We start from the raw sequence: 13,081 nt of genomic DNA on the forward strand, positions 1-13,081 counted from the left end.
AATTAAAATAAGCCGAGTGTTTTATGTCATATCCCTCTTTTACCACTCCGGCTAGATAAAAATTAAGCTGAGAGTAATCCTGATTATTCTCAAATATATGTCTACCTCCAGAAATGCCCATCCACCATTAGATTTGTAGCAAATTCTTCTCTGATTTCTATAAGAAACGCCTGAATAAGAACGCTATGCATCATGTCACTATCTTAGGATCTGGAAAAATCGGATCCGCGATCGCTAAGCTCCTACATCGAAGCGATGATTACAACGTGTTGGTTGGCGATATTGATAGTCAATCCTTAGATCATTTATCTGCGCTAGTGCCAGTTAACACATCCGTTATTGATGTCACTGATGAAGCTGCGATCGCGGAAAAGTTAGAGAATCAAGATTGTGTTGTTTCTGCTTGTCCCTATTGGGTCAATCCAGGAATTTCCCGTGCCGCAGCAAAAGCTGGGGTCAGCTATTTCGACCTAACCGAAGATATCGCAACCACCAATGCCATTCGGACTGTTGCTGAGATGAGTTCTGATGGCTTGGTCTTTGTGCCCCAATGTGGTCTAGCTCCAGGATTTATTAGTATCCTTGCCCATCATCTGTGCAGCTACTTTGAGAGGCTTGACGAGGTCAAAATGCGGGTTGGTGCTCTGCCTCAATATCCCTCCAATAAGATGAAGTACAACCTTACCTGGTCTACAAAGGGGCTCATTAACGAATACTGTAACCCTTGTGATGCTATTCGCAACGGTCATAAAATCGAAGCGATTCCCTTGGAAGAGGTGGAGTATTTCTCCCTAGATGGCATCAATTACGAAGCGTTTAATACGTCTGGTGGGCTAGGAACTCTGTGCGAGACTCTCGATGGCAAGGTGCGTACTCTTAATTACAAAACTGTACGCTATCAGGGCCATCGAGATCTCATGGCCTTTTTAATCAACGAATTACGTTTAAGCGATCAACGTGACCTACTTAAAGAAATTTTTGAACGTGCCATTCCCACGACTCAGCAAGATGTAGTAGTTAGCTTCTGCACCATTAGTGGCTGGCGTAACGGTCGTTTCGAACAAATCAGCGATGCCCGCAAGATCTACCCGCTGAATTTATATGGAGAAACCCTGAGTTCTATCCAGATCTCAACAGCTGCCTCTCTTTGTGCAGTCGTGGATATGTATCTCAATGGCAAAATTCTCCAAAGTGGTTTCGTAAAACAAGAGCAAATCAATCTAGATGATTTTCTCGCAAACCGTTTTGGTCGTTACTACATCGAGACCAGCAAGATGTCCCAAGATCCCATGCTTTACATTGATTAGAAAACTAGAAAAGGCACAAATAATATCAAGTTAACAACTTTCAGATAGTGAATATTGATGAGGGAAATGCCTGAAACACTACCCAATGAGTGGTTGAAATGGATTTGCTCTAGCCAGAATCCAAATGAGCTACGTAGGAACTACGATCAGTGGGCCGCTACCTATGAAATCGATGTTAGTAGTGTATGGAAACCAGTTCCATTAGCCGCTGCTCTCATGCTTTCAGAGCAGATAAGCAACAAACGAGGCGTGATCTTGGATGTTGGGGTTGGTACAGGTCTGGTGGGTATGGCCTTGGCAGAATTGGGATTCGACAATTTGATAGGTATTGATATCTCACCTGGGATGTTAGAACAAGCCGCTGAAAAAAGGATATATCGTTCCTTGATTTGCTGCGCCATCGGTGATGAACGATTCGGGGATCTAGAGCGGGTAAATGGCATTATTGCCACAGGTGTCTTTGCTGAAACTCATGCTGGTTCAGCGGAACTCAGGGCATTGCAAGAAAGGATTGAGCCTGAAGGTATCTTGGTTTTCACTGCACGTCGGAGCTTTCTGTCTAAACTCCAGGGCGTCCTTGATCAGCCAGGTTGGACGCTGATTGATACTAAAGTGATGCCGATTTATGACGATCCGGTGCATGTTCTCGCCTATAGAATTTACGCTTAATTTAAGGTGGAATGTGAGAGATTGCCTAGGCCAATACTCGATGTCTATGCACACAGCACGACTAGAGCGTAAAACAAAATCATCTTTGTGAACAATGAGTTCAGAATTGCAAAAACTCGAATGCATTAATCAGGAACTGGAAAAGCTCGGTGATATTGACCGTCATCAGTTATTGGAAATGAACGTGCTTCGAGAGAGCCAAGAGTTGGTTCATCGAGTCGGGGCAACCCATGGGGTTGGTCAACAATTACCATTCACAAAGCTATACTTACCAATGGCTTTCACAGGTATCTTAGAACCCAAGAAGTCAGTCAATGAAGCCCATCGCGCCATCCAAATTCTGTTACCAGGCACAGGCACCACGTTCTCTGTAGCTGAGACACTCTGTGATGTTGCAGGAACCTTTCATGGGCGCAAAAGCAAGAACCGTGGAGGGGGGCGCAAAAGTAACCAAAGTTTGCTAACTCAATTACTGCCCGGGGATGAAACGTTCCGTGTGGCCTCTTTTCCCACTGATCTACCACTGAATGGCATGGGGTCGGATGCCCCATTTGAATTTGCTAGTAAGCAGGGACTGATGACGGTAATGCGTCATGTGCATCTTGTATTGTCAAGACTTTATCCCGATCGACCAGTTTTTATGGCTGGACGTAGCCAAGGCGGTATAGCGGCTATTTTGTATGCTCAGCATTATGAGGATCTAGCTGGGGCAATTGCGATCAATCCGCCCCATCCCGATCCTGAACTATTTCGATTCACTGTTCAATACTTAGAGGATAAGGCCTGTGATTTGGCTGATCTCCTCCATGCTCCAGGGGTGACCCTACATGATCGGAGTTGGAAAGCATACAAGACTTTCACGCCTTCTTTTGACTATCCATCTATGCGATCGCTATCGCCAATCTTGACGCTGGTTAGCTTGGGCGATCCGTTTAACTTGTTTCCCCAGTACGCTCATGCACTGAAAGCATTTTCCGACAATGACGAAAAAAACCAGTTGCACATCCTTGATGCAGGACATAATCTTTGGGATAGAAAATCAACCGATATGTATCGAGAGGTCATTAATTTGCAAGCCCAATTCATGGTAGATCAAATGAGTGAAGTGGGGAAAAATTAGGCTCTTCCGGTCCGGCCTAGATATGGGAAAGAGTTCCTGAGCGCGAGAAATATGGAGTAGTGAATTTTAGTAAAGGATAGAGAAAAAGTCGGGGTCTTCTCTTTGTGCCATCTTCTTTCTGACTGAGCGGTTGCACTCATGTCTGTACACAGCAGGCAATGATTGCCACAAGGATGGGGGAGTTTCGTGTTTTCAAAAAAAGTCTGCGCAACCACAAACGTATCATCTCTTGAGTAAAACCGGAGAAGATTATGCTGAGATCTTGCACCTGGCAAGGCAGCATTAACCCGCATTGGACTCAAAGTCGCAAGGCTAACTGGCTCAAAACCGCTCAAGCGGTTAAAGAATCCCTAAAAGCTCTATATTTAGAGCTGCCCAGCCAACCTTGTCCCTTGAGTGGACAGCCCTCAATTAGCGTTGGGTTTTGAACCCAACGTGGGTTTAAGCTTCACTTTGAACCGCTGAACCTGGCAATGGATCACGGCTCGTGGGGTCGAAATCCCAGAGCCGATAACCCCCAGTGTCCGGCACCCAGTCCAAGACATAACGATTAATATTCAACATGTATTCTTCCTAAATTTTCTCAATCAGGTTGATTGAGTCTGAAGCTTTGGGTAGCGTAGATACCAAAGTGTGAAAAGGGTAATCTAGCATTAGAAAGACTAAAACATCTTTTTAGAGTGAAATAGTCTTGGGTAGATGCACACTAGCAACAACCGCGAAGAGCCCTATTTGACCTCGACAAATTGTCCTAGCAACTGGACAGCATTTGCTTGATTTTCCAAAGTAACAAACTGCCCCCCTATTTGATTATTTTGAGAAAAGCCTGCAAGGCATAAAGCGTATTGCTTCCCATCAACGATTACAGTTTCTTGAGATCGACTATTATTGATAGAAACCGTATCAGGGCAAGGTGGGCCAAACCCAGGTGTTTGAGGACAGGTTCCATTGACACCATCATTCGGTGTTTCATTATGGTCAAACTGGAAATTGAAACTCACTTCAACTCCATTAATGGTTACCGTTAACTGCAAAGTAGCAGAACGGATGCTGTAACCATAAACAGGATAGTTGTGATGAACAAAGGTTCCTAAAACAAAATAAGAACCATCCAGAGAAACTGATGCTGAACTAATGCCTTCAAAGTAATAGGAACTTTGCTGGCTTGTATAATTTCCCTGTCCCCAACAAATCTGGTTCGTCCCAACACCAGTTAAAGACGTTGAGCCAGGAACGGCTTCAACGATATTTGACCAAACCCCAACAGTACTTACAAACAAGGCGAGAGATGATATCTGTTGAGTGATATTTCCAAATTGACCAGGAATGATATTTCCAGATTGACCAGGAATGATATTTCCAGATTGACCAGGAATAACGTAACCTGTTTGCCCTGAGCTCCCAGAACCTGGTGGGCAACAACAAACCACAAAAATTGGTGGTCCTTGGGGAGGCTTACTTGATCCGGGAGGCGGCTGGACAGGTGGGTCTATGGTAGGTTTGGTCGGGGGACATACGGTTCCTCCACCCCCACAAGGCCCACAAGGCTTAGGACATTTGGGGCGGCAACGAGGACTTCTTCTACGACAACCCATAGGAATAATTTTCTCCTCAATGAATAAAAAAGGTGTTCAATTATATTTCTCAGATGTCAGAGTCGGAAAATCCTAGATTCAAATATCTTGAAACTGTCCAACTTGACCTCCCAATTTGACCAGGTTTTGTTGCTCTGACCGCTCAGGGAAGAAATCCGAATCACAGATGACACTTTGAGCAATGGCACGACCCAGGCGCGCGGCCTTGACATTATTCTTTGTGTCCATATCTGCCTCTAGACTAATAGAGGCAAAAAATCGCGCATCACAAAAAATCCCACAGTCAACAGTCGTTTCATAGTCAACTTCAGCGACTTCAATATGAGAATGCAATTCACATTCATAACATGAGCTTTTTTGTTCATTACCGATGCGTCCTGATTTAACCAAGGCCGTTTCAATGTTGATTGAGCTATGGTTACTACAAAAGATAAGCGAAGGTGATGATGATGATGATGGAGATAGGTGGCAATTTTCTATCTCAAGATCTGAAAAACCTGTGACATTAACAGAAGCTAAATCTAATCCTTTAACAACCACAGAAGAAGAATAGCTTATCGCCAGCCCGAAGTCAGCATCTTCCCGTATGGGCATGATTTTCACGGCACCAGGATTAGCAGGAGAGCCAATAATTTCTACCTGTCGTGCATCATGACCATAGATTTGAACCGCATCATAGGTTCCTGGTTCAACCACAATGATGAGATCAAAGTTTTGGCTAAAGTCATAATTTCTATTGGCCCAAACAACAGCATAATCAATGGTTGCAAACGGGTTAGTGTCGGTCCCTTGCCCCGTTTCGTCAGAGCCAGTAGGGGCAACGTATAGTTTTAAGCTCGCAGTTAAGATCTGCTTACTCTCAGAAATAAGCATTGTTTTAGACATGATGACAATAAAAAAATACAGCAGCAGTATTAGTTAGCGCTAACAGCAACAGAAGGGGTATTCACTTCCACAAACTGGCACAGAAGTTGAGCAACATTCACCTGATTCTCCAAAGTGATAAATTTGCTCTCAATTTGGTTGTTTTGGAAAAAGCCGACAAGACATAAAGCGTATTGTCTACCATTGATGGTCACTGTCTCTTGAGAGTAATTATTGCTAATTGAAACAACATCAGGACAAGGTGGAGAAAAGTTAGGCGTTAGAGGGCAGGTTCCATTGATGCCATTATTAGGCACCTCATTGTGGTTGAATTGGAAATTGAAATTGACATCAACACCGTTGATTTTAACTATCAACTTCAAGATGGCAGAGCGAATACCATAACCATAGATAGGATAGTTGTAGTGGCTAAATGTTCCTAAGGTAAAGTAAGTACCATCTAAAGCAATGGACATCGCTGCGATACCTTCAAAGGTATAAGCGCTTTGGTTACCTTGAGAACCAGGATTTCCCCAGCTAATCTGATTAGTCCCAAGCCCGTTCAAATAGGTATAGCCAGGTGCAGATTCTAGGACATTTAACCAAACCCCAAGGCTGCTGATAGAGAATACGGTAGACGATATTTGTTGTGTGACCGTTCCTGTGCCACCACCAATGACCGTTGGGCCTGTTACTACTCCACCCGGAAAACCTGTTCCAGGACGTCCACCACTCCCGGTTATTGTTGTCCCAGTTGTAGTACTGCCACCAATGACTGTTGTACCGCCACCAATGACCGTTGGGCCTGTCCTGCTACCACCATTAATAATCGTTGAACCAGAAATACCGCCACCAACTACTGTCGGGTTTGTTTTACCACCATTAATAATCGTTGAACCAAAGGTAGCACCGCCAATGATCGTTGGGTTGGGGTTGCCATCGCCAATGACGGTTGGGCCTAGCTTACCGCCACTAATCACCGTTGGGGCTAGGTTCCCTGGAATTACACTGGTTGGTTGCCCGGTTATGTAAATTGGCTGCACGGGTGTTGGGCAGGGACAGGGCGGACAAACAATGACGTAGCAGGGCGGGACTGTAACTGGCTCCACAATCTCTGGTGATGGATCCTCAATCAATACCAACTTGCCATAAATTTCAGCCTTGTTATCTCGACTCTCAGCCGTTTTGAAGTTTCTAGTGACTTTTCCACCCTGCAAAAAACCAGTGATGGTCAGTGCGTAAACTTTTCCCTGAATGGTGACTTTTTCTTGGGACGTAATTTCTGGAATGGAAACAATATCTGGGACAGGCCCAGGAACATTGGGAGTTTCATTGTGCTGAAATACGACGTCAAACTCTTTTATGCCTGCGCCCTGAATATTAATAGACAGTTTAAGAACTGCCCCGGAGATACTATAATCCCCTGTAATCGTATAATTGAAATGAGTAAATGTCCCTAATAAACAGTCTTCCCCATCTAGGGTGAGAACTGATTGAGTTAAACCGTCAAATCGATAGGCACTTTGTCGATTTTGTGGATTGTCTGTAGTATAAGGCACCCCCCAATTGACCTGGCTTGTAGCAATTCCACTCAGTCTACTTTTTGCCGTATCTCCCTTATGTTTAACCGAAGTCCAAACCCCTGAAGTACTTGCTGTTACGCTTGCAGAAGTTGGAATTAAGGGAGGGGGGATGATCGGGGGTGACGTACTGGCAATAATGGATGGAGGCATATCAATTTCTCCTGAAATTACCTGACCCCATCGTAGTCAAGGTAATTAGGAAAAGTAAAGACGGAAAGGTCGGTCAAACATTTGTTTTTTCGACTCATTGAGTGCTGTATTTTAAAAGGATTGACATTCCTCATAACAATTGATTTGTAAAAATATATATCTCCAATCTGTTAGAATCTGCATCATTCCCTTTATGCTGGTTTTATTGACACTGGCCAGCAGAGCGAGAAAATTTGGGCACTGAAGTTATAGACGATTTTAGCTATTGATTATTCAATGCTACTGCTGTATAAGCAAGCAACCCCTCAAAAACGGTATTCGTCAGCTCAAATCAGGTGAACAGGGTCAATACTACTGATATAAGGATTGCCAGAGGTGAATCATGAAAATCAAAGTCCAATCTCTGAGTCTATCTGTATTAACAATCCTATGTCTTAATTCAACAGCAGTAAGTGTGCGTGCTAATGAGAATCTGGAAAATTATCTAGAAAATACACCTGCTTTAACGAATTCAGAAACATCACAAGCGATCGCACTACTCAGTCAGAGCAGCCAAACAATCTCTCTTACAGGTCAAGATTTAACCACAGCGGATGTGGTTCAGGTTGCTAGACATGGAGCTAGGGTCACCATTAGTGATGAGATATTCGCGCGCGTTCAGCGTTCCCATGACATCCTCTTATTGGCGGCTGAAAGTGGACACCAGATTTACGGACTGACTGCCGGAGTAGGGCTGAATAAAGATCAGGCATTTGTCGATGCTAGCGGTGGCTTAAGTGAAGAAGTGATTCAGCTCTCTAGAGAATTTAACCGTAAATTGATCTACGCCCACAGCGCGGGTGCAGGGCCTGAAATGTCCGAGGAGGTGGTGCGAGCCATTATGGCCACTCGGCTCAATTCTATTCTCTTTGGCTCAACGGGTGTCCAGCCTGGAGTTGCAGAACTCTACCGAGACTTCTTGAACAATGATATTACCCCTGTCACGCCTTCGCGAGGGTCCGTTGGTGAGGCTGATATTACCTTAATTACCCATATCGGGCTCGCCATGATAGGCGAGGGAGATGTGTATTTTCGAGGTCAAAAAGTCCCAGCACGTCAAGCCTTGGATGCCGTTGGGCTAGAACCGCTAGTCCCCTTTGGTAAAGATGCGCTTTCCATTCTTAGTTCCAATGCCTATTCAGCCGCCCTTGGAGCACTGGCGATTGAAGACTTAAGGCAGTTGCTGGAAGTCAATAAGCTTTTGTTTGTCCTGAGTTTGGAAGCCTTGGATGGCAATATTGAACCGTTTCTGCAAGATACCCATGTCATCCGCCCCTTTCCCTATGTCAATTCAGTGGCGATGGATATTCGCACACTGTTAGCAGATAGTTATTTATGGGAGCCATCCGAAAATCGAGCCCTCCAGGATCCCCTAAGTTTCCGCACGGGAGCCTACACCTTGGGTGCGGTGGAGCGATCGCTAGCAGCGTTGGCAACCCAGGTACAGATTCAACTCAATTCTTCAGATGATAACCCTGCTGTGGTGCTAGATGTGGTGGCCCCCTCGGATTGGCCTGAAGAAGTGTCCCATTATGTGGATGAAGATGGGCTGACAGGAGCTTTGATTCCAACGGGAAACTTTTCGCCGTTACCCTGGGTGATTTCGTTTCAGGAGGCGGCAATCGCCCTCAGCCATTTGTCCAATGCCTCGGCTCAGCGCACCATTAAACTGGCAGATCCGCACTTTACCTATCTCAGTCGATTTTTAGGCACTGAAAATACCTTTCATGCCTATGGTGCCATCCAAAAAGTCTTCGCATCTTTGGCCGCAGAGAATCAATCGTTAGCGCTTCCCGTATCTATGGATTTGGTATCAATCGCAGGGAACATTGAGGATACATCAACGAATGCCCCTCGCGTGGTTCGGCGCTTTCACCAAATGATTGACAACCACTATTACATTCTGGGAATTGAAATGATGCATGTGGCTCAAGCGATTGACTTGAGACAGCAAGCCTACCCAGATTTGAGATTATCGGGAACAACTCGATCTTTCTTCAATGATTATCGACAAGTAGTTCCGTTTTTAGATGTTGACCGCGTTCTTACCCCTGACATTGAAGGTTCTTATTTATTCCTCAGAGAATATCCATTGAACTAATCTTTCTCGATAACTTGATATAGCGATCGCAAGTGGATATTGGTGAGGTTTGAACTTGCATCGCTATGGTCGTATGTGTGGGATACAACAGACACAGGCTGACTTACCCATAGGCAAGCTCAAACATACGCTGACCATGCTCAGGATTTTAATTGATGTAATCGCAGGAATTTTTCATTGGGAAGGATCTAAAAAGCTTTTAAAACATTTGCCAAACATGCCCGCGAAGGAACTTTATTGATTCTTGGAGTTTACAATGCTTTTTTGTGTGTAGGCAATTTCAAGACCCATGTTACATATGATATTCCATCGGGCAAATATGCCGGAATATCTAAAGCAACATTTGATTTTGTCGACCTTGAACAACGATTAATTGGTAAACGCATCTAGGCTATTTCGAGTTTAGAAGATACAGAGAGAGAAAATTATTTTGAGTTTCGTTTGTTTTCAGCAATGGAGCTGGAATACTATTTAAACGACTATGGGTTTAAGGTTGTGGAAAAAATCGACATTTCAAAAGAGAAAACACACATCCTCTTTCATGTACGTTGTTTATTGTGTCTGTGTCTCAGGGAGAGTAATCAGCATTGACCTTCAAAGTGGGCTATGACCTGGCTTGACGGCCAACGATTGGCTTTGCGGGGTCTATCTTCGAGCTGATGGGAGTATAGAAGACAGCCATTATCATCGGCGTTCCCTGAATGAAACCATGATGTATCACATCAAAACCATGTTCACAGGAAAGGTGTCTACACATTATTGAAGGCTAAGAAGGCAGTCAGCGTAAAGCCTGATTATTCGATCATTTAGCCTGTTTGAGTCAGATTAAATATAAAGAAAAATAAATAAGTCGGAATTGTCGGCTATAAATTGAAACTCAGGCGATTTTCAAGATTTACTACTTATAGGCTGATAAGATTGTGAAATGGAATCAAGCGTTAATGGGTAAAGAATTTATCATCAATGGGAGACTTTCTGGCAAAGATTCTAATCAGTGTGGTAGCCCAATGCCATACAGCATTCAAACATTGAAGGATGCAGTCATTTGATGTGGACTAAACTTGTAGCATCATCCATAATTCATGCTATTAATTATTCTGTTAGGGATGAGATCAGGATGATCTCATTTAAGGTGAATTTACCAAACAAGCTGACTTTAGTTTGCCGATCGTCTGAGTTGGAGCTAACTTATGAGCGACAATTCCGTCAATTCCGAACTATTCATTATCACTGTGTTGTTTTCTCTTTAGCTTAAGATTAAATTACCAAACAATCCGACTTTACTTCGCTAATATCTGAGGCTAAGATAACGATGTGAGTGATTCTCTAACATTTATATTATAACGATTTTCACTCACGCAAGGTGCATCGAACCCATTAGCTGTCAGGCCTTTACGCTTTAAACCTATCTCTCATCAGATAGAGAAACGTTATAAATTGTCATCCAAAGGCTGAATACTCTTCAGCTCTTCAGTAATGCCGCAAAAAATACTCGGCTCATCAGAAGTCTGTATTGCTATTTTAGATGGTCAAGTTGACTTGAATCATCCTTGCTTTCAAGGGGCAGACTTGACGTTGCTTCCTTCTCTCGTGAGTGATGAAGTAGTCTCCAATGGCCGAATGTCACTTCACGGTACGCATGTTACTAGCGTACTTTTTGGTCAGCCAGGAAGTCCGGTAGTTGGAATTTCTCCTCGCTGTAAAGGGCTAATTATTCCAGTCTTTTCTGATGGCGGACGATCCCCGTCCCAGCTTGATTTGGCTCGGGCAATTGAACAGGCGGTCAACGCTGGCGCACACATCATTAATATCAGTGGAGGACAACTAACGGATGAAGGAGAAGCGGAAGGTTGGTTAGAGCGTGCGGTGCAGCTTTGTCAAGACAACAATGTCTTAATTGTTGCCGCCGCCGGAAATGATGGCTGCGATTGTTTGCATGTTCCTGCTGCCTTACCCGCTGTCTTAGCGGTAGGGGCCATGGATGGCGAAGGTCAACCGATGGCGTTTAGCAACTGGGGAGAAATCTATCAGAAACAAGGCATTTTGGCTTCTGGGGAAAATATCTTGGGAGCCAGACCTGACGGGGGTACCGTTCAGCTGAGCGGCACGAGTTTTGCCACACCGATCGTAGCTGGTGTGGCCGCACTGTTGCTCAGTTTGCAGATGGAGCGAGGAGAAACGCCTGATCCTCAAAAGGTGCGGGCGGCTATTTTGCAAACGGCATTGCCCTGTCATGCCGATCCAGAACAGGGACATCAATGTTTGGCAGGAATGTTAAACACTGCAGGCTTATTTGAATTGTTTACAGGAGGAATAATGTCAGAACCATCCGAAACCATTGTGGCAGCTGGCTGTGGCTGTGGTAGTGGGGCAGATATAGACAGCTCTGGAGAAGGTGAAATGGAAGAGATTAGCTCATCAGGTACACCGGACGAACAGATGGCGATTAGGGCTCAGTCTGAAGTGGGAGAAAATGCTCACCCTGAGGTACCGCGCGACCTGGTGCCAGCGGGCAGTGCTCCGCCCGTTGGCACCTCAGTTGCTCCGTCAATTCCCGCTGTTGCGGTGGCCCAGCCATCGCTTGATCAAATATCCACTCATCAATCATCTAATCGCAAATCCTCCATGTCTAACTTTGTGACTGCCAGCCAAGCGCCGAGCGATTTGGTCGATAGCCAACTTGTTTATGCCCTTGGCACCCTCGGATACGACTTTGGCTCTGAAGCCAGACGCGATTCATTTAAGCAACTGATGCCCGCCTATACTACGGGAGACGTGACGGTTCCTGCGAATCCCCACGATGCTCGGCAAATGGTCGATTATCTCGGTGCAAGCCCATCGGAGGCGCGATCGCTGATCTGGACGTTGAATATTGAATTAACACCGGTCTATGCGATCGAACCTGAAGGGGCCTACGGTCGTGATGTTTATGCTGCTTTGCAGGAATTACTGGCAGGACAGGTACAGTCTGAAAGCAGTGAATCCTATGTGGAACGGGTCAGCATCCCTGGCATTTTAACGGGGCGTACCGTTAAGCTATTCTCGGGCCAGGTGGTGCCGCTGATTGTGCCCCAAAGCCCACGGGGAATCTATGGCTGGAAAGTTAACACCCTCGTCAGTGCCGCCATGGAAACGGTGCAAACAACGGCTGAAGGTGCCAGTGAAGAGGCGATGCGGCGCACCCTGGGCAGCTTCCTCAACCGGATTTACTACGATCTGCGTAACCTGGGCACCACATCCCAGGATCGGGCCATTAACTTTGCGGCGACCAATGCGTTTCAAGCCGCCTCTGCGTTTGCTGAAGCGGTTGCCACCGGGATGGAATTGGACAGCATCAATGTGGAGAAAAGTCCCTTCTGTCGACAGGATAGCGATTGTTGGGATGTGAAGTTGAAATTCTTTGACCCTGAAAATAGCCTCCGTGCTAAGAAGATCTTCCGTTTCACGATCGATGTGAGTGATTTGATTCCTGTGACGTTGGGCGAAGTTAGAACCTGGTCATCACCCTATTAAACAGTCTTCTTTCATCTAAAGAAGCGGTTTGACCCACCGATTTAGCAAAGTAAAAAGCCATAGAAAATCAACAGTTGTTTTTTTGAGTTTAGGAAGTTCTTTTTACTGCTTAAGAATGGGTCTAGATTCGGGTAAATTTT

The 13,081-nt window shown here is 45.0% G+C and carries 9 protein-coding genes; 6 read left to right on the forward strand and 3 right to left on the reverse strand.

Going from position 1 to position 13,081, the window contains the following annotated elements; translation table 11 throughout:
• Nucleotides 1-185: 185 nt before the first annotated feature.
• From QGP82_RS33380 to QGP82_RS33395, 4 genes are all read left to right on the forward strand, one after another.
• A complete protein-coding gene (locus QGP82_RS33380; RefSeq protein ID WP_163663677.1) occupies nucleotides 186-1,307 on the forward strand; it encodes a saccharopine dehydrogenase family protein in 1,122 nt (373 codons plus the stop codon).
• A 66-nt stretch (nucleotides 1,308-1,373) separates the two neighbouring features.
• On the forward strand, nucleotides 1,374-1,976 hold the full coding sequence (locus QGP82_RS33385; protein ID WP_499062178.1) for a class I SAM-dependent DNA methyltransferase: 603 nt from the start codon (nucleotides 1,374-1,376) through the stop codon (nucleotides 1,974-1,976).
• A 94-nt stretch (nucleotides 1,977-2,070) separates the two neighbouring features.
• Complete coding sequence (locus QGP82_RS33390; protein WP_499062179.1) at nucleotides 2,071-3,096, forward strand: alpha/beta hydrolase; 1,026 nt, start codon at nucleotides 2,071-2,073, stop codon at nucleotides 3,094-3,096.
• A gap of 251 nt (nucleotides 3,097-3,347) precedes the next feature.
• Entirely contained in the window at nucleotides 3,348-3,524 is a 177-nt protein-coding gene (locus QGP82_RS33395) for a hypothetical protein (protein ID WP_499062180.1), read from the forward strand.
• A gap of 300 nt (nucleotides 3,525-3,824) precedes the next feature.
• On the opposite strand, the gene QGP82_RS33400 is transcribed toward QGP82_RS33395, so the two are convergent.
• The 3 genes from QGP82_RS33400 to QGP82_RS33410 all read right to left on the reverse strand — a co-directional run bounded on the left by QGP82_RS33400 (nucleotide 3,825) and on the right by QGP82_RS33410 (nucleotide 7,288).
• Nucleotides 3,825-4,526: a choice-of-anchor K domain-containing protein gene (locus tag QGP82_RS33400; protein ID WP_499062181.1), complete on the reverse strand. Its 702-nt coding sequence runs from the start codon at nucleotides 4,524-4,526 to the stop codon at nucleotides 3,825-3,827.
• A 243-nt stretch (nucleotides 4,527-4,769) separates the two neighbouring features.
• Entirely contained in the window at nucleotides 4,770-5,576 is an 807-nt protein-coding gene (locus QGP82_RS33405) for an acetylornithine aminotransferase (RefSeq protein ID WP_499062182.1), read from the reverse strand.
• Between the two features lie 29 nt (nucleotides 5,577-5,605).
• The gene (locus tag QGP82_RS33410; protein WP_499062183.1) at nucleotides 5,606-7,288 is read right to left on the reverse strand and encodes a choice-of-anchor K domain-containing protein; all 1,683 of its coding nucleotides are present in this window, start codon (nucleotides 7,286-7,288) and stop codon (nucleotides 5,606-5,608) included.
• A 382-nt stretch (nucleotides 7,289-7,670) separates the two neighbouring features.
• Between QGP82_RS33410 and QGP82_RS33415 the strand changes: the two genes are divergently transcribed.
• Both QGP82_RS33415 and QGP82_RS33420 read left to right on the forward strand, forming a co-directional pair.
• Complete coding sequence (locus QGP82_RS33415; protein ID WP_499062184.1) at nucleotides 7,671-9,428, forward strand: HAL/PAL/TAL family ammonia-lyase; 1,758 nt, start codon at nucleotides 7,671-7,673, stop codon at nucleotides 9,426-9,428.
• Between the two features lie 1,476 nt (nucleotides 9,429-10,904).
• Nucleotides 10,905-12,941 carry a S8 family peptidase gene (locus QGP82_RS33420; RefSeq protein WP_499062185.1) on the forward strand — a complete coding sequence of 679 codons (2,037 nt, stop codon included), beginning with the start codon at nucleotides 10,905-10,907 and terminating at the stop codon, nucleotides 12,939-12,941.
• Nucleotides 12,942-13,081 lie beyond the last annotated feature (140 nt).

This window comes from Leptothoe sp. LEGE 181152 (assembly GCF_032906605.1).
Classification (GTDB): domain Bacteria; phylum Cyanobacteriota; class Cyanobacteriia; order Phormidesmidales; family Phormidesmidaceae; genus Leptothoe; species Leptothoe turfae.

Excerpts from the sequence above, each read along its gene's own strand:
- QGP82_RS33415 (WP_499062184.1), top strand. The coding sequence starts at position 7,671 with ATGAAAATCAAAGTCCAATCTCTGAGTCTATCTGTATTAACAATCCTA.
- QGP82_RS33395 (WP_499062180.1), top strand. The coding sequence starts at position 3,348 with ATGCTGAGATCTTGCACCTGGCAAGGCAGCATTAACCCGCATTGGACT.
- QGP82_RS33410 (WP_499062183.1), bottom strand. The coding sequence starts at position 7,288 with ATGCCTCCATCCATTATTGCCAGTACGTCACCCCCGATCATCCCCCCT.
- QGP82_RS33390 (WP_499062179.1), top strand. The coding sequence starts at position 2,071 with ATGAGTTCAGAATTGCAAAAACTCGAATGCATTAATCAGGAACTGGAA.
- QGP82_RS33420 (WP_499062185.1), top strand. The coding sequence starts at position 10,905 with ATGCCGCAAAAAATACTCGGCTCATCAGAAGTCTGTATTGCTATTTTA.
- QGP82_RS33405 (WP_499062182.1), bottom strand. The coding sequence starts at position 5,576 with ATGTCTAAAACAATGCTTATTTCTGAGAGTAAGCAGATCTTAACTGCG.
- QGP82_RS33385 (WP_499062178.1), top strand. The coding sequence starts at position 1,374 with ATGCCTGAAACACTACCCAATGAGTGGTTGAAATGGATTTGCTCTAGC.
- QGP82_RS33380 (WP_163663677.1), top strand. The coding sequence starts at position 186 with ATGCATCATGTCACTATCTTAGGATCTGGAAAAATCGGATCCGCGATC.